Below are 20,589 nucleotides of genomic sequence, written 5' to 3' on the forward strand. Positions count from 1 at the left end.
CTTAAATTTTCTTCACAAACTCTGATTTGAGTTTCATTGCACCAAAACCATCAATTTTACAATCAATATTGTGGTCACCTTCCACGATGCGGATATTTTTTACGCGCGTCCCTTGTTTCAAATCTTTTGGCGCACCTTTTACTTTCAAGTCCTTGATGAGGGTTACAGTATCACCGTCAGCCAATTTATTCCCGTTGGCATCGATCGCAACAATACCCTCTTCTACATCTGCAACTTCAGCAGGATTCCACTCATGAGCACACTCTGGGCAAACCAGTAGGGCACCGTCTTCGTAGACATACTCTGAGTTACATTTTGGGCAATTTGGTAAGTTATTCATGGTTTCTCCTTATCATCATTCACTATTCTTTGAAAATCAAAATTTCTCGAACAGCAACTATTATACCCTAAATTCAACATTTTGACAAATTTAGAAAAAAACCGATATCAATCTATCGGCTTTTCTATATTTACATTCTTTTTTCAGCTTCTGCTTTAATTTTTTCAACTACTTCTTGAATGTTCAAACCAGTTGTATCAAGGTAGACAGCGTCCTCAGCTTGTTTGAGAGGCGAAGTCTCACGATGACTATCCTTATAGTCACGCGCAGCAATTTCTTCTTTTAGGGTTTCAAGGTCTGTCTCAATTCCCTTGGCGATATTTTCCCTATAACGACGATCTGCTCTCTCATCGACAGAAGCTACTAGGAAAATTTTCAATTCTGCTTGTGGCAATACAACAGTTCCAATATCACGACCATCCATGACAATCCCACCTTGCTGGGCGATCTCTTGTTGGAGAGAAACTAGTTTCTCACGAACTTCAGGAATTGCCGCAATAGCAGAAACATGGTTGGTCACTTCATTTTCACGGATAGGATGGGTAATATCCACATCCCCTACAAAGACAAGCTGTTCTCCAGTTTCTGAACGCCCAAAGCTGATTGGATGCTGGTCCAATAAGTCTAAGAGTTCTTCAACTTGTTCAACTACTAATTGGTTCCTGAGAGCCATGTAGGTCGCTGCACGATACATAGCACCTGTATCTAGATAGGTGTATCCAAAATCCTTGGCAATAATCTTTGCGACCGTACTCTTGCCACTTGAAGCAGGACCGTCAATAGCAATTTGAATTGTTTTCATATCGGCTCCTATTTTATTTTTATAACATCACCTGGATTAGCAAACCAAGATCCTGTAGCCATATGTCCAGGATTCAAGGCCTCTAACTGAGCAATCGAGATACCTGCACGAGCTGCAATGGCTGCTTCTCCTTCTCCAGCCAAAACTTTTGTAGTTCCTTCTGGATCTGTTGGATGTTCTGAGCTACTAGATGACTCTTCCTTATCCTCTGAACTAGAAGATGCCTGTTCTGAACTACTAGAAGATGAAATCTGTACTACATTTGCATCAGAATCGTGAAAATCTTTTAAAGCTACTGTGCGATTACTCCCACCCGATGACAGATAGATCAGAACAATAATCATCACCACCACAATTACAAAGAAAATACTAGCTAAAATAGTCAAGATACGATTCGCTATAACTCCACCACCCTGTGATTTCGAACGACGGCCTGATCTTGTTTCTTCTTGATTTTCATAAATATCTTCTTGCCACGGTTCTTTTGCCATACCTTACTCCTTGTTTTTTTTGACTTTTCTTATTACAATATAAATATGAAAATCACACTTATACCTGAACGCTGCATTGCCTGTGGGCTTTGCCAAACTTATTCTGATTTATTTGATTACCACGATAATGGAATCGTGCGCTTTTACGATGACCCTGACCAACTAGAAAAAGAAATTTCTCCTAGCCAGGATGTCATAGAAGCTATTAGAAACTGTCCGACACGTGCCTTGATTAAAGATCAACACTAATCTTTCATAGTAAATTGACAAGAACGTTTCACTCTTTCTAGTTTAGCATATTTCCATGTAAAATTATAGTCTTTTCACTTTATTTTTTTCTGTAAAATCAGGAAGGTCACTTTTTTCTTTGATAAGATAAAGTGGTCTTTTTTTAGTCTCTAGATAAATCTTACTGATGTACTTGCCAAGAATCCCAATGGTCAGGAGTTGAATTCCCCCAAGAAAGAGAATGACCGCCATCAGAGAGGTCCAACCTGATGTCGGATTGCCCAAAATAAGAGTCCGAACCACAACAAAAAAGGTCATAAGCAAAGAAATAAAACAAGATAGGAGACCAGCTACGAAGGCTATAATCAAGGGAAAATCTGAAAAATTAACAATCCCTTCAATAGAGTAGAAAAAGAGTTGCCTAAAACTCCAACTGGTCTTGCCAGCCTGCCTTTCGATATTTGGATAGTCCAGATAATGGGTTTTAAAACCGACCCAGGCAAATAGTCCCTTAGAAAAACGATTGGACTCGGTCAAGCTTAAAATGGCATCGACTACAGACCTTCTCATCATGCGAAAATCACGGACACCTGATGGCAGGGCTACTGGGCTGATTTTTTGCATAAGGCGGTAAAAGAGATTAGCACAGAAACTGCGAAAGAAGGGTTCTCCTTCTCGACTGGTTCTCCGTGTTCCAACACAGTCCAAGTCTGCATTTTGGTCTAGTAAAGCTTTCATCTCAAGCAACATACTAGGAGGATCTTGGAGGTCTGCATCCATCACCACCACCAAATCTCCTGTCGCATATTGCAAACCTGCATGGAGGGCTGCTTCTTTTCCAAAATTTCGAGAGAAAGAAATATAATGTACTGCCGGATTTTGTTCCCGATAGGCCTTTAAGAGTTCCAAGGTTCCATCACTTGATCCATCGTCGACAAAGACATACTCGATTTCTGTTTCCAAATCTGGAAGTAAAGCTTCCAAAGCCTGATAAAAAAGAGGAAGTACTTCCTCTTCGTTTAAACAGGGGACAATGATTGACATCACCATCTTAGTCTTCAAATCCATTTGGATGCTTGCTTTGCCAACGCCATGCATCTTCACACATTTGGGTGATGCCGAGTTCTGCTTCCCAGCCCAATTCTGCTTTGGCTTTTGCAGGATCTGAATAGCAGGCTGCGATATCCCCTGGGCGACGGTCTACGATGCGGTAAGGAATTGGACGTCCCACTGCTTTTTCCATATTTTGGATAATTTCAAGAACTGAGTAGCCTTTACCTGTTCCAAGGTTATAAACGTTTAGACCTGAACCTTTTTGGATTTTTTTCAGAGCTGCGACGTGACCTTTAGCCAAATCGACAACGTGGATATAGTCACGAACACCAGTTCCATCTTCCGTATCGTAATCGTCTCCAAACACTTGCACTTGCTCTAATTTCCCAACGGCTACTTGAGTTACATATGGCAAAAGGTTATTTGGAATACCGTTTGGATTTTCTCCCAAATCACCACTCTCATGGGCTCCGATTGGGTTAAAGTAACGAAGTAAGACCACATTCCATTCTGAGTCTGCCTTGTAGATATCCGTCAAAATTTCCTCTAGCATAAGCTTAGTACGGCCGTATGGATTGGTCACTGAAAGTGGGAAATCTTCCAAGATGGGTACTGTGTGCGGATCTCCGTAAACTGTCGCAGAAGAACTGAAAATGATGTTTTTACAGTTGTTTTCTTCCATTACCTTCAAAAGACTAACAGTCCCAGCAATATTGTTGTCATAGTAGGCAAGAGGAATACGGGTAGATTCACCGACAGCCTTCAAGCCAGCGAAGTGAATGACCCCTGTTGGTTCTTCTTGCTTGAAAATATCTCTGAGGGTATCTGTGTCTCGAATATCTGCCTCATAGAAAGGCACTTCAACTCCTGTAATTCTCTCAACAACTTCTAAACTTTTACGATTGCTGTTGACAAGGTTATCCACCACAACAACCTGATGACCTGCTTGGATTAACTCAATAACTGTGTGAGTTCCAATAAAACCTGCCCCACCCGTTACCAAAATCTTTTCTTGCATCTTCTTTCCTCGATTCTCGGATTATTTTTTCTTATTTTACCATTTTTGATAGGGAATGTCATTTGCCATCCTAGAGGGGAGACTAAAATTCCAGTAAAATGCTTATACTCTTCGAAAATCTCTTCAAACCACTTCAATGTCGCCTGCCATAGGTTGGTATGGTTACTGACTTCGTCAGTTCTATCCACAACCTCAAAACAGTGTTTTGAGCTGACTTCACCAGCTCTATCTACAACCTCAAAACAGTGTTTTGAGCAGCCTGCGGCTAGTTTCCTAGTTTGTTCTTTGATTTTCATTGAGTATTATTCGCTTTTTACCCGTTTGACATAGTTTTCAATTGGATAGTTTAGAGGGTCTAAGGTCATCTCCTTGCCTTGGATCAGTTGAGCTAGATGGTAACCAATGATAGGACCAGTTGTGAGGCCTGATGAACCTAGTCCACTAGCAGCATAGACACCTGCCAATTCTGGCACCTGCCCAAAGAAAGGAGAGAAATCACGGGTATAGGCACGGATTCCCACACGCTCAGCTCTTGAAGTCGCTTTAGATAAAACTGGATAATGGGGCAAGGCTGCCTCCTCCATTTGTTTGAGTAAGGTTTCATCTACCGTCAAATCAAATCCCATATCATTTTCATGGGTAGCACCTAAGGACAATTTCCCACCTGCAAAAGGAATCAAATCCCATTCCCCTTCTGGCATAACAACAGGGTAAGTTTCCATGTCTTGGGCAAGTTGATAATCTCGGAGTTGCCCCTTTTGGGGACGAACATCTACTTCATAACCTAAAGGCTCTAACAGGTGTCCCAACCAAGCTCCCGTCGCCAAAATAACCTGATCAAACACCTCTTCACCAATCTGGTAACCTGATGCTAAAGGTGTTAGAGTTACTTTTTCTTTGACTAGCTTGACCTGACTGGCTTCTAGCAAACGAGTCACTAAGAGTTGACCATCTACTCTCGCTCCACCAGAAGCATAGAGCAAGCGATCAAATCCCTTCAAACCTGGGAATAATTCATTAGCTGATGCTTGGTCTAGAATGGCTAATTGCCCTATTAAAGGAGATTCTTCCCTGCGCTGGAGGGCCAGTTGATAGAGTTCTTCCAACTTGGACTCATTCTTCTTCAAGAGAAAGACTCCCGAACGCTGGTAAAAGTCAATTTCTTGTCCTGATTTCTCTAAATCAGCTAATAAATCCACGTAAAAGTCAGCCCCCAAGCGCGCCATCTTGTACCAGGCTTTATTGCGACGTTTGGAAAACCAAGGACTGATAATTCCTGCTGCTGCCTTGGTAGCCTGACCCTGTCCATGGTCAAAGACGGTTACCTCTAGGTCACTTTCTTTAGAGAGGTAGTAGGCTACTGTTGCTCCCACAATTCCTGCTCCGATAATGGCAACTTTTTTCATTGTTTTCACTTTCTAACTAGATATGGTGGAAAGGATTGGTCGATACTTGACTAGGTACAATATCGATAGTCCAGCCCTTTTCCTCTTTCCATTGATTAAGAAGCTCTGCAATTTTTTCCACAAAAAGCACTTCGATATAGTGACCTGGGTCCAATGCTAGCAAGCCATGAGACAGCATATCCTGAGCAGTATGATAATATATATCGCCAGTAATGTAGACATCTGCCCCCTTTGCTAAAGCATCCTTATAGAAAGACTGCCCGCTTCCACCACAAATTGCCACTCTTGAAATAGGCTTCTGCAAATCATTCCCTTGATAATGCACCAATCGAAGGCTATCTAAACCAAAGACTTGCTTGACATTCTGGGCCAATTCCCCAAAGGTCTGAGGTTGAACATTCCCAATACGTCCAATTCCACGTTCAGGGCCTGTCTCCTGCAGATAAATCGTCTCCTCGATTCCTAGCATCTGGCAGAACCAGTCATTGAGACCATTTTCAACGATGTCAATATTGGTATGGCTGACATAAACTGCGATATCATGCTTGATGAGATCAATGTAAATCTGATTTTGTGGACGGCTAGCTACCAAGTCTTTGATAGGACGGAAAATCGGCGCGTGCTTGACGATAATCAAATTCACACCCTTTTCAATAGCTTCAGCCACCGTTTCTTCACGAATATCCAGAGCAACCATGACCCTTTGGATATCCTTGTCCAAAGTTCCAATTTGCAGACCACGACTGTCTCCCTCCATGGAGAATTCCTGAGGGCAAAAGGCTTCATATGCGTTAATTACTTCACTTGCTAGCATGGAGAACCTCCTTGATGGCTTGAATCTTATCTACTAGAACTTGACGTTCTTCCAAATTTTTTTCAGGGATTTGTCCGAGGGCAAACTCTAGCTTCTCAGCTTCTTTTTGCCATTTTTGGACAAATACTGAACTGATATCTTTAGACAAGATAGGTCCAAAGCGAACATCACTGGCTGATAACTTCATTTGTCCCGCTTCCACCACCAAAATCTCATAAAACTTACCAGCTTCTTCTAGGATGCTTTCAGCTACAATCTGAAATCCGTTCTCTTGTAACCAGATACGCAAATCGTCTTCACGATTATTGGGCTGGAGAATCAGACGTTCTACATTAGCTAACTTATCCAAGCCTTCTTCCAATATCCTAGCAATCAAACGACCACCCATACCAGCAATGGTGATTACAGACACTTGGTCTGCCTCTTCAAAAGCTGCCAAGCCATTGGCTAAACGAACCTGGATTTTCTCCTTTAGGCCGTGAGCCTCAACATTTTTGACTGCAGATTGGTAGGGACCTTCCACCACCTCACCTGCAATGGCACTTTCGATTTTTCCTCTTTCGACTAAATCGATAGGCAAATAAGCATGGTCACTCCCCACATCTAGCAAAATGGCTCCCTGTGGCACAAAGGAAGCCACTAATTCTAATCTCTTTGAAATCATATTCTCTCACTTTCCAAAACTCTATTACCTCTTATTATACCACATTTCAGCTAGCTATCTTGCACCTAAAAAGACCACAATCCACAGATTGCAGCCTTTCTTTATTTTCTGGCTTGATAGCGACTAGTCAGGATGAAAAGCACGGTAAAGACCAACATCATGACACCATAAACAGGTAATGTTTGTCCTGTTAAGGTTGAAATTTCAAGCAGTTTTTGAATTCTTGGGAAGAGAGCTGTGGCTAGGAAGCCTCCTACTGACCAAACAATCAAGAGGACACGCCATAGGGTAAATGGCATGCAGGCTCTAAATACGGATAAGAAACCAATTGACCCAAGCAGATAATAGAGTAGAGTTGAGATTTCTATTTCAGACCAGCCTTGACTCGCTCCAAAAATTTTAACAAAAAGAACACTAAACACGACCATGAGTGCGCTTGGTAAGGCACGGAGCATGGATCTTCTGAGGAAGTTTGGCTCGACAGGTTTGATATTTCGCTCAAAAGTCAGAACGAATGGTGGGAAACCTTCCACAAACTGGTCAATCATGGTAATCTGGATTGGAATGAAGGGGAAAATCAAGATCCACTCAGATCGACCTAGTAAAGCACTGACGATACAGATAACTGCGAGCAAGAAAGAATAGATGGTCTTTATCAAGAAAATCGGGGCGATGTGGGCAATGTTATTGACCACACGACGACCTTCAAAGAGAATCTCAGGAACATCATTAAAGTCTGAGTTCAAGAGAACCAAATTGGCAATCTGACGAGTCGCTGGATCCCCTTCCGCCATTACGATGGAACAATCCGCCTCACGAAGGGCCAAGATATCATTAACTCCATCCCCTGTCATAGCTGTTGTATGACCCGCTTTTTTCAGCGTTTGGATAATGAGTTTCTTTTGATGTGGGGAAACACGTCCGAAAATAGCTGTCTCCTCAGCCATAGCAATCAATTCCTCATCCGTGATTTTTGAGCAATCGACATAGCTGTGATAGTCCGCAAAACCAGCCTTCTGGGCAATGCTGGATACCGTAACTGGATTGTCACCAGAGATAATCTTGAGGCCCACTTCCTGAGAACGAAGATAGTCCAGCGTCTCTGCTGCTCCCTCTCGAATGGGGTCCAGGATTTCCAGCAAGGCTAGAGCCTGAATATCCGATGGTTTATGCGGCTTGTGATGGTCTAATTTCTCCTGACTGAGAGCTAAGACCAAGACACGTGAACCTCTCTCCAAGGCCACTCTGGCTTCTGGTACCTCAGAATCCAGCAACATCTCAGGTGCCCCTAAGAAAACTGTTCCCAAACCTTCTAACTCCATGGCTCCCCACTTGCGGTCGCTTGAGAAAGGAAGGTTAGAGAGCATAGGATAGGCTACTTGACCTTGGAAACGCTGGCGAATGGCTTGGGCTGTTGGATTTTTATCCTCACTATGGGCTATGTAGCTGGTCAGGATGCTGGCAATAGCCTCTTCACCATAAGTTTCCGTCAGTGGAAGAACGGCCTCCACCTGCATCTTTCCTTGGGTGATGGTACCCGTCTTGTCCAAACAGAGCATATCCACGCGCGCCAAGGTCTCAACAGAATACATCTCCTGCACCAAGACCTTTTTCAAGCCCAACTTAATCACCGCTGTCAAGAGCGAAGTGATGGTCAAAAGGGCGATTCCCTTGGGTAACATTCCCAGTAGGGCTGTCGATGAATTTACAACGGATGACTTGAGAGGCAGTCCTTTTAAAAGCAAGGCTTCTAGCAAGAGAGCCAGACCAAAAGGAATGATAATCTTTCCAGTAAAACCTGCTAACTTGTCCAGCGATTTCATGATACGAGAGTTGATTGGTTTCACAGTCTTAGCCTCAAGCATGAGTTTGGCAGCATAGTTGTCTGCACCGACATGGTGAACTTGAGCTAAAACTGACCCACTGGCTAGGAAACTTCCTGACAAAAGCAAAGCATCAACTTCCTTTTGCACCAAATCACTTTCCCCCGTTAACATGGCTTCATTGACTTCCGAAAAGCCTTCCAAAACCAAGGCATCACTGGGAATCTGCTCTCCAGCAGACAGACGAATGACATCTCCTAGCACCAATTCTTCAGGATTCAGAGCCACTTCTTGGCCATCCCGAATAGTCTTGACTTTTTCCTTGGTCATAAGATTGAGCTTGTCCACCATGTGTTTGGCCCGTAGCTCGGTCACAATTCCAGAAAAAGCGTTAAAGCAGATAACAGCAAAGAAGACCAAATTGCTCCAAGCCTGCACAAAGGCTAGGGCCAAAGCAATGGCAAAGTTCAAAGCGTTAAAAAGGGTAAAGACATTTCGTTTGATGATTTGCCAAGTGCTGGTACTGGCCGATGCGGTAAAATCATTGACCAAACCCTTAGCCTGTCTTTCCTTGACTTCTCTTTGGGTTAATCCCATAATCTTATTTTTATCCATAAATTCTATCATATCATTTTTTCTAAAAGAATTCTAATTTCATCCTAAATATGTACCTGGTCAAGGGAAAAGTTTGCCAGCCCTCCTTTGATAAGGTATAATAATAACAAGAAAATAATCGAAGGAGATCGCATGTTCTATACTTATTTACGTGGATTAGTTGTCTTACTCCTATGGTCCATCAATGGCAATGCTCACTATCATAATACCGATAAAATTCCTAATCAAGATGAAAATTATATTTTGGTTGCGCCTCACCGTACCTGGTGGGATCCTGTTTACATGGCCTTTGCGACCAAGCCGAAACAGTTTATCTTTATGGCCAAAAAAGAGCTCTTTACCAACCGTATCTTTGGCTGGTGGATTCGTATGTGTGGCGCCTTTCCTATCGACCGTGAAAATCCTAGCGCTTCTGCCATCAAATACCCTATCAACGTCCTTAAAAAAAGTGATCGCTCCCTCATCATGTTTCCAAGTGGGAGCCGTCACTCAAACGATGTCAAGGGTGGCGTAGCTCTGATTGCCAAAATGGCCAAGGTCCGTATCATGCCGGTTACCTACACAGGTCCCATGACTTTGAAGGGCTTAGTTAGCCGCGAGCGTGTCGATATGAACTTTGGAAATCCAATAGATATCTCAGATATCAAGAAAATGAATGATGAAGGCATTGAAACAGTCGCCAATCGAATCCAAACAGAATTCCAACGTCTGGACCAAGAAACGAAACAATGGCACAATGATAAAAAACCAAACCCACTATGGTGGTTTATCCGCATCCCTGCCCTCATCCTTGCCATTATCCTCGCTATCCTAACCATCATCTTTAGCTTCATCGCAAGCTTCATCTGGAATCCAGATAAGAAGAGAGAGTCTCTTGGTTAAAAAATACAACAATCCCTTGGCAAAAGCCAAGGGATAACTCTTTTATTCAATTTTCCATTTTTGGGCCAACCAGTTGGAAAAGGCTAGAAATCGCTCAGCTACTTGTTCATGGTGTCCATAAGGATCAAAAACAAACTGGCCGTTCGGATAACGTTGCTGAAGACTGGTATGAATCTGCTCAGCATAGGCTGGTGCTTGAGCCAAGCGATTAGTATGGTGTGCTCCTTCTGTTTGACCATTCTGTAAATACAGCAAACAGTCCAAATTTTTCACCTTTTCTTCCCTACAGTAAGTCACAAAATCAGGATACCAAAAGGAACCGCAGATGGAGAAGACACAGGAAACCTTGTCAAAGCTGAAAAGACTGTAGACTGCCGCCAAACCACCTAGTGAGTAGCCTCCATAAGCAAGGCGAGTTTCGTCCAGGCGATAAAGCGACTGCAACTTGTCTAAAAGACCTCCAAATAAATGATCATGATAGACCTTGGCCTGACCTCCAAAATCTGGATCTCCATCTCTCAGAGCAGATGACTTCCAGGGCGTGTAGTCATCTAGGCGATTTTTAGAGATCAAGCCCACTAAAATCACAGATTCGGAAAGAGACGATAGAAAATCCAAGTTCCCATCATTCAATAAAATAGCTGGATAGGTTTGATTGGGGTCGTAGTTAGAAGGAAGGCTGATTTTAACTTGAATTTCTTCCCAATCAAACTCATTATTTATTGATAAAGTCATTGATTTTCTCAAGGGAATCAATCACTGCTGGACCATAATCCATCAACTCATCGTAAGAGATGGTCATTATTTTTTGATTCTTAACAGCAGTAACGCTTTCCAAAACAGCATTTGCCTTCATCAACTCTACTGCTTTTTCATCCAATTTTTTATTGCGATCGCTGGTTACATAGATAATCAATTCAGGATCCATTGATACGAGATTTTCCAAGGTCAAGCCTGATGTCCCCGTAGCAACGTTTGTATAACCAAGTTGGTTCAGCAAACTTTCTTGCAAAGCAGACTTGTAGGCACCGAAGGTTTCATCATTATAAGCAACCATAATCAAAGCCTTTTTCTTTTCACCTTGACTTGCTGGGTTTGCTTTCTTAACAGCGTCAATTTTAGTTTGTAATTGGGCTGCGTATTCATTAGCCTTATCCTGAACATTAAAAATCATTCCAAGATTTTTAACATCTTCTACAATATTTCCCAAATCTTGCTGAATCGTTGAGAGAGAAGCTTTTTGCGTATAAACTGGGATTTTGTTTTCATTCCAAGTGCTAACTGTCCCCAAGGATTTTTCAGAAAACATCATGTTTCGACCCATCACAGCGTCTGGCTCATAAGAAAGAACTGTCTCTTGTGAGACTGTTTTTTTATCGCCAATTTGAGGAATAGTCGCAATCGCGTCCTTATATTTATCTGTTACAGCATTGTCAGGGTTGAGCATGCCAGCAATTTTATCCTTCAAGCCTAGCTCCAATAAGATTTCAGTGGTTGAAAGATTGTTTGTAATAACTTTTTCAGGTGTCTTGTCAAAAACTTGTTCGACTTCATTTCCTTTAGCATCATAAGTTTTGATAGTTAGCGGATAAGTCGTCTCTGCGTTAGCCTTTTGACTTGTTTCTGTGCTAGATTGTGTGGTAGCTTTTTCTGTAGTAGTGTTACCACAAGCTGCCAAAGTTAAGGTAGCTACTGTTACCAGTAAAATGCTTAGTGTTTTTTTCATCTTATTTTCCTTTTCATTTTTATAAATAGTGAATCATGGCTTGCTGATCCTCGGTCCAAGTCACCTGACTTTGAACTCCATATACAGTTTGCAATGACTCAGGGGTGATGGTCTCCTTTGGAGTACCTTGGTACAGGATTTCCCCCTCTTTCATCAGATAGAGATAATCCGAATAGCGACAAGCAAGTTGAATATCATGTAGGACAGCTAAAACATTGACCTTGAGATTCTTCACAATGGCTAACAAGTCTAGCTGATACTTGATATCTAGGTGATTGCTTGGTTCGTCCAGGAGCAAGAGAGTCGGTTCTTGTGCCAAGGCGCGGGCTAATAAGACTCGTTGTTTCTCTCCCCCTGACAGAGACGAATAGAGACGAGTTTTCTTCTCGAGCATATCTACCTTGACGAGAGCATCTTGAACGAGCGCATAATCCCTTTCCTTTTCCTTCTGTAAAAAAGAGAGATGGGGCGTTCTTCCCAGCAAGACGATTTCCTCAACTGTACAATCAAACTGCAATTGATTAAACTGGGTGACGACCGCCATTTGCTTGGCTGTTTCTTTGAGCGTCCATTGTTCCAGAGGCTTTCCATCTAGGCTTATCAAGCCTTTGTCCGCCTTTTCCTGACGATAGAGGAGTTTAAGTAGACTGGTTTTCCCGCTTCCATTTGGTCCTAATATCGTGTGAAATTGATTCCCTTCAACCTTAAGAGAGACTCCTTTGAGGATTTTTTTCTCTCCTAGTCCAAAGTGGATATCCTGACAAATCAAGTCCATATCAGACCCTCACCTCCCTTCGCCTACCTCCAACAATGTAAATAAAGAAGGGAGCACCTACTAAGGCTGTGAAAATACCAATAGGAAGCTCTGCGTTTGGAATGATGATACGAGAGAGTACGTCTGCCCAGATGACAAAGAGGGCACCCAGCAAGGTTGCAACGGGAAAAAGCCTCTTGTAATTCGTTCCTACTAACCCTCGAGCTAAATGTGGAGTAATCAGACCGACAAATCCAATAATTCCACAGGTTGCCACTAAGACTGCTGTCAGCACAGCCACCATTGTCACATAAAGATACCAATAAAAGCGTAAGGGAATCCCCAAAGTTAAAGCAGCCTCATCTCCCATCATCATCGCATTGAAAACACGATACTGGGTAGAGAAAAATAGAAAGGCTATTCCTACCACTATAGTTGGCAGGACCAAGTCAGACCAGGAAGTCCCAGCGAGCGAGCCCATGGTCCAAAACTTAATGGTCATCACACTATCCGCATTAGCTCCAACTGAGATAATAAAGTTGGAAAAAGCCAGAAAGAGAGCGTTGACCACCGTTCCCGATAAGATTAGACTAGAAGTCGTCATCCTTCCCTGCATAGAGGCAATGATGAGGACAGCAATTGTTGCCAAAGTAGCGCCAAGAAAAGCTCCAAGGCTAATCATCACTTTTAAACCAAGAATGATGCTCAAGGTTGCCCCTAGAGTTGCACCCGCAGATATTCCTAAGACATAAGGCTCTGCGATGGGATTGTTCACTGTAGACTGCATCACGCTACCACACATAGAAAGACCAGCCCCCACTATCAAACCTAACAATACTCGGGGGAATCTCATGTTCCATACAATGGCAAGAGTAGACTTGGAAACCTCTCCTATCTCAAGAGGAAATCCCAACCTGCTCAAAACAATCCGATAGGTATCTCCTAGATCAATCGCAACAGATCCCATTGAAACTGCTAGAAAGAGAGAAATCCCTAAAATACCTAGCAAAACAACTAAAAGTAACACAAATTGCTGGTCTTGTCGGCTTCCAGAAAATTTGGAAAGCATGCAAACCTCCTTTGATAGAATCTTAAAAATTTAGAAAATTCTCATGAAAAGTATACCATATTTTCAACAATGGAACAAGATGAGAACAAATGAATATAGTTGGTTTTATAGTGCTAGGAACCGTAAGTAAAGATAATACTTGAGTATATCGAGGTAAGGTGACAACGTAAAAAGCCCTCTGAAAATCAGAGAGCTGATTTGAGCTCGGGCTAAAATCCTAGTGAAACAAAAAAATCTACACGGTCAGAAAAGTCTCTATCGTGCCATTTTCATACATGATGTATAGTCCAAGTAGAATGAATACTAAGGGCACAATGATTCGCTCGTATTTTTCAATTGTCTCGAATATTAACGGAATAGAGGATAACACCCGACTAATCTCGCATAAGATAATTATGCCGATTACAAACACAAGCAAGGCCACGAGGGTCTGTGACCAATCTAACGAAGCAAAATAAGGTATATAGATACCTAAATTATCTCCGCCAGACGCAATTGTCAGCAATGTAACTGTCCAAAACAGTTGATTTGCCTTGCTTTGTTCTAATCTTTCAATAATTTCTTCCTCTTCTTCCTCACCTTCTCCAACAATTGCAAAGCGAATCCCTAAATAGATAGGGATTAAACCAAGCAATCCAACCATCCATTCTTCAGGCACGAAATTAACGACATAAGCAGCAACTAAACTCGCCCCTACAAGTAAGCCTGTGCCTAGATATTGCCCCGCATAAATATGCCATTTTTGTTTATTCTGTGATAGCTGTGCAAATAAAATAATTAAATAATCGATACTGGTAGAAATATAAACACCAATAGCAGATATGATTGTCTGTACCATAAAAAAACTCCTGTATTAGTCAGTAATAAATCAGCAGATTTTAGGAGAGCACAGACACATTAATTTAGCTATCGCTAGTGGGTAATGTCGAACGTAGGAAAGCATTTTACTCCTCCTCAAAATGTAGTTACAAAGTAATTTCTAACTGGAATTCAGTGACTACTTCCATGTAAAGTATAACATACTTTACTTTACTTCGTAAAGTGTGGGCTCTCCGAGTAGCTGCGCACCTTCATGGTGTCATTAGCTGATACCATTTGAGGTTTTTGTAGTCTCCAAAATTGTGACCGATAAAACTGAATCCACTCCGTCTTGATTAGCGTGCCTGTTTTTGTAGTCTCCAAAATTGTGACCGATAAAACCTAAATAAAAAAGTCCTCTGAAGTCCGAGAGCTAATTTGAGATTGGGATAAAATCCTAGTGAAAAAGATGAAACTCCTTGCACTCATCGAACACGGTGTCCTTTCCCTATTTTCATACGGATTTCTTACGCCCTTAGCATCATGATTCCTACTGGATAAAACGTTTTAGATTAGGCGGTAAGCCGAAGATTGTACAAAATTTTTAGTGAAACAAAAAAATCTCCCCCAAGGGAGAAGATCTGGTTTATTTTACCTTACAGTGCTAGGAACCGTAACCAAAGATAATACTTGAGCATACCAAGGTAAGGTGACAACGTAAAAAGCCCTCTGAAAATCAGAGAGCTGATTTGAGATTGGGATAAAATCCATACAAAAAAGCTACCCAATTTAGAGTAGCTTCATTATCAAGATATGCTCAACAGAACACGGCCTAAGCACTTGGCAAAAAAGATAAAATTTCCTAGAAACTAAAGTTTCTTCGTCAATTTTCCTATTTTTGCTTTGTGCTTTTGACGGCCTTTGTATCTTGAATTAACGACGAAGTCCTAGAGAGTTGATTAACTCACGGTAACGGTTAACGTCGTTTTTACGCAAGTATGCAAGCAAGTTACGACGGCGACCGATTTTTTTCATCAATCCACGGTAAGTAGCGTGGTCTTTTTTGTGTTGTTTGATGTGTTCGTTAAGGTGGTTGATTTCCCAAGTAAGGACAGCAACTTGAACCTCTACTGAACCTGTATCACCTTCGTGACGTGCATATTGTGCGATGATTTCATTTTTTTTCTCTTTTGAGATTGCCATGATGTTTCTCCTTTTTATTTGGCTTCATCCGAGTGACAGGTTGGCATGCCTGTAACCAAGAAGAAGTTATTTGTCTTTACGACAATCCCTATTCTACCAATAACTAACTTCTTTGTCAACAGATTTACTTTCTTGTTTTAAACATGCTATAATAATCATAGCAAGAAATCCAAGTTGTCTGTTTTTTAAAACGAGGTGATTATCATGCGTAGATTCTATTCCCATCTCCCCTACTATCTGGTCATATTTTTCTTTTATTGGCCACTTTATCAGTTGTTATCACTAATTATTTCTGACCCCCTTTTGCTCAAGGGACTCTATATAAACAATCTTCTCTTCTTTACACCTCTGGTAATCTTGATTGTATCGCTACTCTATAGCTATCGTCTCCGTTTCTCACTTTGGTGGTTAATTGGTAACGGACTGCTCTTTTGCTTTACTATCATAACCTTTGGTGAATTTATCTGGTTTTACTTTTTAGCCTATGAAATCTTTGCTCTGGTGGGCATGGCTTCCGGTATTGGTATCAAGTATATTCTACAAAAAATGAAAAACAAAAAACTTTCACAAAATCCTTGAAAAATCTCACAATCATGCTATAATAATCCATAGAGACAAGTCACTTAGTCCCTTTCTACTAGAGAGTGCGTGGTTGCTGGAAACGCATAGGAAGCCTAAACTGATACTACTCTTGAGTTTTTTATGAAAACATAAAACGGTGGCCACGTTAGAGCCAATCAGAGGTGTCCCTCTTTTTTGAGGAACATAAATGAAGGTGGAACCACGTTGCGACGTCCTTTCGAGGATGTCGCTTTTTGTTTTTCTAGCTTTCACAGTCCTCTGTCCCTGTTTTCAGAATAGGGTTAACACATTCGTCAATAATATAAGTAAGGAGAACATCATGATTAACATTACTTTCCCAGATGGCGCTGTTCGTGAATTCGAATCTGGCGTTACAACTTTTGAAATTGCCCAATCTATCAGCAATTCCCTAGCAAAAAAAGCCTTGGCTGGTAAATTTAACGGCAAACTCATCGACACTACTCGTGCTATCACTGAAGATGGAAGCATCGAAATTGTGACACCTGACCACGAAGATGCCCTTCCAATCTTGCGTCACTCAGCCGCTCACTTGTTTGCCCAAGCAGCTCGTCGTCTTTTCCCAGACATTCACTTGGGTGTTGGTCCAGCCATCGAGGACGGCTTCTACTACGATACTGACAACACAGCTGGTCAAATCTCTAACGAAGACCTTCCTCGTATCGAAGAAGAAATGCAAAAAATTGTCAAAGAAAACTTCCCATCAATCCGTGAAGAAGTGACTAAAGACGAGGCACGTGAAATCTTTAAAAACGACCCTTACAAGTTGGAATTGATTGAAGAACACTCAGAAGACGAAGGCGGTTTGACTATCTATCGTCAGGGTGAATATGTAGACCTTTGCCGTGGCCCACACGTCCCTTCAACAGGCCGTATCCAAATCTTCCACCTTCTCCATGTAGCAGGTGCTTACTGGCGTGGAAATAGCGACAACGCTATGATGCAACGTATCTATGGTACAGCTTGGTTTGACAAGAAAGACTTGAAAAACTACCTTCAAATGCGTGAAGAAGCCAAAGAACGTGACCACCGTAAACTTGGTAAAGAGCTTGACCTCTTCATGATTTCTCAAGAAGTTGGACAAGGACTTCCATTCTGGTTGCCAAATGGTGCAACTATCCGTCGTGAATTGGAACGCTATATCGTAGACAAAGAGTTGGCTTCTGGCTACCAACACGTCTATACTCCACCACTTGCTTCTGTTGAACTTTACAAGACTTCTGGTCACTGGGATCATTACCAAGAAGATATGTTCCCAACTATGGACATGGGTGACGGGGAAGAATTTGTCCTTCGTCCAATGAACTGTCCGCACCACATCCAAGTCTTCAAACACCATGTTCATTCTTACCGTGAGTTGCCAATCCGTATTGCTGAAATCGGTATGATGCACCGTTATGAAAAATCTGGTGCCCTCACTGGTCTTCAACGTGTACGTGAAATGTCACTCAACGACGGTCACCTCTTTGTGACTCCAGAACAAATCCAAGAAGAATTCCAGCGTGCCCTTCAGTTGATTATCGATGTTTATGAAGATTTCAACTTGACTGAATACCGCTTCCGCCTCTCTCTTCGTGACCCTCAAGATACTCACAAGTACTTTGACAACGATGAGATGTGGGAAAATGCTCAAACCATGCTTCGTGCAGCCCTTGATGAAATGGGCGTGGACTACTTTGAAGCCGAAGGTGAAGCAGCCTTCTACGGACCAAAATTGGATATTCAAGTTAAGACCGCTCTTGGAAAAGAAGAAACTCTTTCTACTATCCAACTTGACTTCTTGCTTCCAGAACGCTTCGACCTTAAATATATCGGAGCTGATGGTGAAGAGCACCGTCCAGTTATGATCCACCGTGGAGTTATCTCAACTATGGAACGCTTCACAGCTATCTTGATTGAGAACTACAAGGGTGCCTTCCCAACATGGCTAGCACCTCACCAAGTAACTCTCATCCCAGTATCTAACGAAAAACACGTGGACTACGCATGGGAAGTAGCTAAAAAACTCCGTGACCGTGGTGTCCGTGCAGATGTAGATGAGCGCAATGAAAAAATGCAGTTCAAGATCCGTGCGTCACAAACAAGCAAGATTCCTTACCAATTGATCGTTGGGGACAAGGAAATGGAAGACGGAACTGTTAACGTTCGTCGCTATGGCCAAAAAGAAACACAAACTGTCTCAGTTGATGACTTTGTTCAAGCTATCCTAGCTGATATCGCCAACAAATCACGCGTTGAGAAATAAGAGATAAAATCCTAGCTACCTAAAAAGCAACAACTGAAACAGCTGTTGCTTTTTATATTTTTACTCAATGAAAATCAAAAAGCAAACTAGGAAGCTAGCCGCAAGCTGTACTTGAGTACGGTAAGGCGACGCTGACGTGGTTTGAATTTGATTTTCGAAGAGTATTATTTAATCCGAGCTAGTAGTGATTGACCAAACCACCACACAAGATTTACTTTCATGAGTTAGATAAAGTCAGTATCCTCAATCCTTGTCTGCTTCATTTTCTTTTACGAGATCTTTTTGTGAATCCTTTTCAGAGAGTTTTTGATCGATATACTTGTTAATGGTTTCATAAAATTCCTTGGTCGAATCACTGTCTAATTTTGTCGAATTATGAACTTGATTGACTTTCAATTGAACAGATTGAATACCGTAAGAGGCTTGTTTTTGGTGGAGCGTTTCTAATTCTTCTTCTGAAATCGGATCTCCAACAACCGTCAAGACCAATTCATTGTTCCTTGACTTGTAGACTTGATTAATGACCGTATGATTGGCGAACTCTTTTCCTACAAACTGTTTGATTCCTTCTTTTCGCGCTTGTTCTATTGTCAGAGTAACTGCCGAATAGCTAGCTGGAAGAATCAACAATACAATCAAAGAAATCAAGCCAATTCTCATTTTAATGCTCAGCTCTTTAAATGAAGTTAAAGGAGATTTTCTCATCAAAATTCTTGTTCCAACAATGTTGGCTAGCATGATAAAGACACAGTTGATCAAGAAAAGATAGAGAGCCCCCAATAAAAATCGTACATTCCCATTAGCTAAACCATAGCCAGCAGTACAGATAGGCGGCATCAAAGCTGTAGCAATGGCTACTCCTGGCACGATATTGTTTGCTTCTTTTTTCCTTGACCCAATTACACCTGCTATCCCACCAGCAATAGCAATGAGAACATCCCAAATGGTTGGAGAGGTTCGTGCAATCAACTCGCTACTTGCATAAGATAAGGGGGAAATCCAGAAATACAAAGTCGAGACAAGCAAACTGACCAATATTTGAGTAAATAAAACCTCTAAAGATTGCTTGATTAAACGCGTATCAAAAATAGCTAAACCAAATCCGAGTCCAACAATCGATGTCATAAGAGGGGAAATCAGCATGGCTCCAATAATGACAGCTGTTGAATTCATATTTAAACCTATAGAGGCAATAAAAATCGCACACATCAAAATCACTGTATCTCTTAATCGAACATGAAGATCATCATATAATTTCTCACGGTATTCCCGTGTTGAATAATTGGCAGTCATTTGTCCTCTCCTCTTTCCTTATTTAAATCGGTATAATAATTAATAATAACAGCTGATAAACAGCCAAAAAATATGAGCCCATAAATCGTCAAGAAGACACTGGTAATCCTTCCAATCAAGGTCACAGCTAGGAGATCCCCGTAGCCGACAGTCGTCGAAGTCACAAAAGCATACCAAAGACCGTCTCCGTAATTTGTGATAGCAGGTTCAACTAGGAAAAGCACGCCTCCTGACCCAAAAACAAAGGTCACAAAACTCAGAGCAAACCGAGTAAAACCCGTAACCTGTATAATATGCCATAACATTTTTAAACGTCTCATTTGTTCTCCTTATTCATACTAGCTCCTGACCGAGCCGTTTTTTCCAATAATCAAAGTGAAGATAGGACATGATCTCCATCAGAGAAAGATAGACAAACTGATAGATCTGATTTAAGCTGATTATCAACTGATATTGTTTGAAAAATGACTGGAAGAAAGACCAGATATGACTGTCTTGAATCAGTCCCTTCTTAACATTATATCAAAAATTTTACAGTCTTTCTCTGAAGAAATCAATTAATTTAAAAGATAGAGAAAGGAAGAAATTTTTGTATCCTTATCCGAAGAAGAAAAACGATATCAGAAGAACCTTGATACTGAACTGCACCCCAAAAGTTAGACAGAAAAAATCTAACTTTTGGGGTGTTTTTATTATGAAATTAACTTATGATGATAAAGTTCAGATCTATGAACTTAGAAAACAAGGATATAGCTTAGAGAAGCT

The 20,589-nt window shown here is 41.5% G+C and carries 22 protein-coding genes and 2 pseudogenes; 6 read left to right on the plus strand and 18 right to left on the minus strand.

Going from position 1 to position 20,589, the window contains the following annotated elements:
* Position 1: 1 nt before the first annotated feature.
* The 3 genes from FJR77_RS07440 to FJR77_RS07450 all read right to left on the minus strand — a co-directional run bounded on the left by FJR77_RS07440 (position 2) and on the right by FJR77_RS07450 (position 1,633).
* Positions 2 to 340: a zinc ribbon domain-containing protein YjdM gene (locus FJR77_RS07440; protein ID WP_001061582.1), complete on the minus strand. Its 339-nt coding sequence runs from the start codon at positions 338 to 340 to the stop codon at positions 2 to 4.
* 130 nt (positions 341 to 470) lie between these two features.
* A complete protein-coding gene (cmk, locus tag FJR77_RS07445; RefSeq protein ID WP_140834099.1) occupies positions 471 to 1,142 on the minus strand; it encodes a (d)CMP kinase in 672 nt (223 codons plus the stop codon).
* Between the two features lie 8 nt (positions 1,143 to 1,150).
* Positions 1,151 to 1,633 (minus strand): SAG1386/EF1546 family surface-associated protein, encoded by a 483-nt coding sequence (locus tag FJR77_RS07450; protein ID WP_181146618.1) that lies wholly within the window; start codon positions 1,631 to 1,633, stop codon positions 1,151 to 1,153.
* A gap of 45 nt (positions 1,634 to 1,678) precedes the next feature.
* Here FJR77_RS07450 and FJR77_RS07455 point away from each other — a divergent pair, with 45 nt between their 5' ends.
* The gene (locus FJR77_RS07455) at positions 1,679 to 1,882 is read left to right on the plus strand and encodes a ferredoxin (protein WP_181146617.1); all 204 of its coding nucleotides are present in this window, start codon (positions 1,679 to 1,681) and stop codon (positions 1,880 to 1,882) included.
* A gap of 63 nt (positions 1,883 to 1,945) precedes the next feature.
* Here the strand turns inward: FJR77_RS07455 and FJR77_RS07460 are convergent, their stop codons facing one another.
* The 7 genes from FJR77_RS07460 to FJR77_RS07490 form a co-directional block, all read right to left on the minus strand.
* On the minus strand, positions 1,946 to 2,911 hold the full coding sequence (locus FJR77_RS07460) for a glycosyltransferase family 2 protein (protein ID WP_140834097.1): 966 nt from the start codon (positions 2,909 to 2,911) through the stop codon (positions 1,946 to 1,948).
* Position 2,912: 1 nt separating this feature from the next.
* A complete protein-coding gene (gene galE, locus FJR77_RS07465; RefSeq protein ID WP_024057477.1) occupies positions 2,913 to 3,932 on the minus strand; it encodes a UDP-glucose 4-epimerase GalE in 1,020 nt (339 codons plus the stop codon).
* The gene (locus tag FJR77_RS10345) at positions 3,911 to 4,228 is read right to left on the minus strand and encodes a hypothetical protein (RefSeq protein WP_235888723.1); all 318 of its coding nucleotides are present in this window, start codon (positions 4,226 to 4,228) and stop codon (positions 3,911 to 3,913) included. Before FJR77_RS10345 ends, galE begins: the two co-directional genes overlap by 22 nt.
* 6 nt (positions 4,229 to 4,234) lie before the next feature.
* A complete protein-coding gene (locus tag FJR77_RS07475; protein WP_181146616.1) occupies positions 4,235 to 5,338 on the minus strand; it encodes an NAD(P)/FAD-dependent oxidoreductase in 1,104 nt (367 codons plus the stop codon).
* A 16-nt stretch (positions 5,339 to 5,354) separates the two neighbouring features.
* Positions 5,355 to 6,152, minus strand: coding sequence for a Nif3-like dinuclear metal center hexameric protein (locus FJR77_RS07480; RefSeq protein WP_140834092.1), 798 nt, complete (start codon positions 6,150 to 6,152; stop codon positions 5,355 to 5,357).
* Positions 6,139 to 6,816 (minus strand): tRNA (adenine(22)-N(1))-methyltransferase, encoded by a 678-nt coding sequence (locus tag FJR77_RS07485; protein ID WP_140834090.1) that lies wholly within the window; start codon positions 6,814 to 6,816, stop codon positions 6,139 to 6,141. Before FJR77_RS07485 ends, FJR77_RS07480 begins: the two co-directional genes overlap by 14 nt.
* Before the next feature lie 101 nt (positions 6,817 to 6,917).
* On the minus strand, positions 6,918 to 9,254 hold the full coding sequence (locus FJR77_RS07490) for a cation-translocating P-type ATPase (protein WP_140834088.1): 2,337 nt from the start codon (positions 9,252 to 9,254) through the stop codon (positions 6,918 to 6,920).
* A gap of 132 nt (positions 9,255 to 9,386) precedes the next feature.
* On the opposite strand from FJR77_RS07490, the gene FJR77_RS07495 reads away from it, so the two are divergent.
* Positions 9,387 to 10,136: a lysophospholipid acyltransferase family protein gene (locus FJR77_RS07495; protein ID WP_140834086.1), complete on the plus strand. Its 750-nt coding sequence runs from the start codon at positions 9,387 to 9,389 to the stop codon at positions 10,134 to 10,136.
* Between the two features lie 42 nt (positions 10,137 to 10,178).
* On the opposite strand, the gene FJR77_RS07500 is transcribed toward FJR77_RS07495, so the two are convergent.
* From FJR77_RS07500 to rpsO, 6 genes are all read right to left on the minus strand, one after another.
* Positions 10,179 to 10,871: an alpha/beta hydrolase gene (locus tag FJR77_RS07500; protein WP_140834084.1), complete on the minus strand. Its 693-nt coding sequence runs from the start codon at positions 10,869 to 10,871 to the stop codon at positions 10,179 to 10,181.
* The gene (locus FJR77_RS07505) at positions 10,852 to 11,862 is read right to left on the minus strand and encodes an ABC transporter substrate-binding protein (RefSeq protein ID WP_140834082.1); all 1,011 of its coding nucleotides are present in this window, start codon (positions 11,860 to 11,862) and stop codon (positions 10,852 to 10,854) included. Before FJR77_RS07505 ends, FJR77_RS07500 begins: the two co-directional genes overlap by 20 nt.
* A gap of 19 nt (positions 11,863 to 11,881) precedes the next feature.
* A complete protein-coding gene (locus FJR77_RS07510; protein WP_061759448.1) occupies positions 11,882 to 12,637 on the minus strand; it encodes an ABC transporter ATP-binding protein in 756 nt (251 codons plus the stop codon).
* A 1-nt stretch (position 12,638) separates the two neighbouring features.
* Positions 12,639 to 13,685, minus strand: coding sequence for a FecCD family ABC transporter permease (locus FJR77_RS07515; protein ID WP_061759447.1), 1,047 nt, complete (start codon positions 13,683 to 13,685; stop codon positions 12,639 to 12,641).
* A gap of 235 nt (positions 13,686 to 13,920) precedes the next feature.
* Positions 13,921 to 14,523, minus strand: a complete 603-nt coding sequence (locus FJR77_RS07520; RefSeq protein ID WP_140834080.1) for a CadD family cadmium resistance transporter — start codon at positions 14,521 to 14,523, stop codon at positions 13,921 to 13,923.
* Positions 14,524 to 15,416: 893 nt separating this feature from the next.
* Positions 15,417 to 15,686, minus strand: a complete 270-nt coding sequence (gene rpsO, locus FJR77_RS07525) for a 30S ribosomal protein S15 (RefSeq protein WP_001018251.1) — start codon at positions 15,684 to 15,686, stop codon at positions 15,417 to 15,419.
* Between the two features lie 204 nt (positions 15,687 to 15,890).
* On the opposite strand from rpsO, the gene FJR77_RS10350 reads away from it, so the two are divergent.
* From FJR77_RS10350 to thrS, 3 genes and pseudogenes are all read left to right on the plus strand, one after another.
* The gene (locus tag FJR77_RS10350) at positions 15,891 to 16,265 is read left to right on the plus strand and encodes a hypothetical protein (RefSeq protein ID WP_235888724.1); all 375 of its coding nucleotides are present in this window, start codon (positions 15,891 to 15,893) and stop codon (positions 16,263 to 16,265) included.
* A 73-nt stretch (positions 16,266 to 16,338) separates the two neighbouring features.
* Positions 16,339 to 16,547: pseudogene (locus tag FJR77_RS10470) on the plus strand (hypothetical protein).
* A gap of 40 nt (positions 16,548 to 16,587) precedes the next feature.
* Positions 16,588 to 18,531, plus strand: coding sequence for a threonine--tRNA ligase (thrS, locus tag FJR77_RS07545; protein WP_000608345.1), 1,944 nt, complete (start codon positions 16,588 to 16,590; stop codon positions 18,529 to 18,531).
* Between the two features lie 243 nt (positions 18,532 to 18,774).
* Here the strand turns inward: thrS and FJR77_RS07555 are convergent, their stop codons facing one another.
* A complete protein-coding gene (locus FJR77_RS07555; RefSeq protein WP_140860099.1) occupies positions 18,775 to 19,824 on the minus strand; it encodes a DUF389 domain-containing protein in 1,050 nt (349 codons plus the stop codon).
* Complete coding sequence (locus tag FJR77_RS07560) at positions 19,821 to 20,144, minus strand: potassium channel family protein (protein WP_001253404.1); 324 nt, start codon at positions 20,142 to 20,144, stop codon at positions 19,821 to 19,823. The genes FJR77_RS07555 and FJR77_RS07560 overlap by 4 nt, the downstream gene beginning before the upstream one ends.
* A 374-nt stretch (positions 20,145 to 20,518) precedes the next feature.
* Here FJR77_RS07560 and FJR77_RS07565 point away from each other — a divergent pair.
* Positions 20,519 to 20,589: pseudogene (locus tag FJR77_RS07565) on the plus strand (transposase); the annotation flags it as partial.

Origin of the sequence: Streptococcus shenyangsis (assembly GCF_006385785.1) — a bacterium.
In the GTDB taxonomy this organism is placed as follows: Bacteria; Bacillota; Bacilli; order Lactobacillales; family Streptococcaceae; genus Streptococcus; species Streptococcus shenyangsis.

What these genes read in the sequence shown, in the direction of transcription:
- FJR77_RS07440 (WP_001061582.1), bottom strand. Translation starts at nt 340, where the DNA reads ATGAATAACTTACCAAATTGCCCAAAATGTAACTCAGAGTATGTCTAC.
- cmk (WP_140834099.1), bottom strand. Translation starts at nt 1,142, where the DNA reads ATGAAAACAATTCAAATTGCTATTGACGGTCCTGCTTCAAGTGGCAAG.
- FJR77_RS07450 (WP_181146618.1), bottom strand. Translation starts at nt 1,633, where the DNA reads ATGGCAAAAGAACCGTGGCAAGAAGATATTTATGAAAATCAAGAAGAA.
- FJR77_RS07455 (WP_181146617.1), top strand. Translation starts at nt 1,679, where the DNA reads ATGAAAATCACACTTATACCTGAACGCTGCATTGCCTGTGGGCTTTGC.
- FJR77_RS07460 (WP_140834097.1), bottom strand. Translation starts at nt 2,911, where the DNA reads ATGGTGATGTCAATCATTGTCCCCTGTTTAAACGAAGAGGAAGTACTT.
- galE (WP_024057477.1), bottom strand. Translation starts at nt 3,932, where the DNA reads ATGCAAGAAAAGATTTTGGTAACGGGTGGGGCAGGTTTTATTGGAACT.
- FJR77_RS10345 (WP_235888723.1), bottom strand. Translation starts at nt 4,228, where the DNA reads ATGAAAATCAAAGAACAAACTAGGAAACTAGCCGCAGGCTGCTCAAAA.
- FJR77_RS07475 (WP_181146616.1), bottom strand. Translation starts at nt 5,338, where the DNA reads ATGAAAAAAGTTGCCATTATCGGAGCAGGAATTGTGGGAGCAACAGTA.
- FJR77_RS07480 (WP_140834092.1), bottom strand. Translation starts at nt 6,152, where the DNA reads ATGCTAGCAAGTGAAGTAATTAACGCATATGAAGCCTTTTGCCCTCAG.
- FJR77_RS07485 (WP_140834090.1), bottom strand. Translation starts at nt 6,816, where the DNA reads ATGATTTCAAAGAGATTAGAATTAGTGGCTTCCTTTGTGCCACAGGGA.
- FJR77_RS07490 (WP_140834088.1), bottom strand. Translation starts at nt 9,254, where the DNA reads ATGGATAAAAATAAGATTATGGGATTAACCCAAAGAGAAGTCAAGGAA.
- FJR77_RS07495 (WP_140834086.1), top strand. Translation starts at nt 9,387, where the DNA reads ATGTTCTATACTTATTTACGTGGATTAGTTGTCTTACTCCTATGGTCC.
- FJR77_RS07500 (WP_140834084.1), bottom strand. Translation starts at nt 10,871, where the DNA reads ATGACTTTATCAATAAATAATGAGTTTGATTGGGAAGAAATTCAAGTT.
- FJR77_RS07505 (WP_140834082.1), bottom strand. Translation starts at nt 11,862, where the DNA reads ATGAAAAAAACACTAAGCATTTTACTGGTAACAGTAGCTACCTTAACT.
- FJR77_RS07510 (WP_061759448.1), bottom strand. Translation starts at nt 12,637, where the DNA reads ATGGACTTGATTTGTCAGGATATCCACTTTGGACTAGGAGAGAAAAAA.
- FJR77_RS07515 (WP_061759447.1), bottom strand. Translation starts at nt 13,685, where the DNA reads ATGCTTTCCAAATTTTCTGGAAGCCGACAAGACCAGCAATTTGTGTTA.
- FJR77_RS07520 (WP_140834080.1), bottom strand. Translation starts at nt 14,523, where the DNA reads ATGGTACAGACAATCATATCTGCTATTGGTGTTTATATTTCTACCAGT.
- rpsO (WP_001018251.1), bottom strand. Translation starts at nt 15,686, where the DNA reads ATGGCAATCTCAAAAGAGAAAAAAAATGAAATCATCGCACAATATGCA.
- FJR77_RS10350 (WP_235888724.1), top strand. Translation starts at nt 15,891, where the DNA reads ATGCGTAGATTCTATTCCCATCTCCCCTACTATCTGGTCATATTTTTC.
- thrS (WP_000608345.1), top strand. Translation starts at nt 16,588, where the DNA reads ATGATTAACATTACTTTCCCAGATGGCGCTGTTCGTGAATTCGAATCT.
- FJR77_RS07555 (WP_140860099.1), bottom strand. Translation starts at nt 19,824, where the DNA reads ATGACTGCCAATTATTCAACACGGGAATACCGTGAGAAATTATATGAT.
- FJR77_RS07560 (WP_001253404.1), bottom strand. Translation starts at nt 20,144, where the DNA reads ATGAGACGTTTAAAAATGTTATGGCATATTATACAGGTTACGGGTTTT.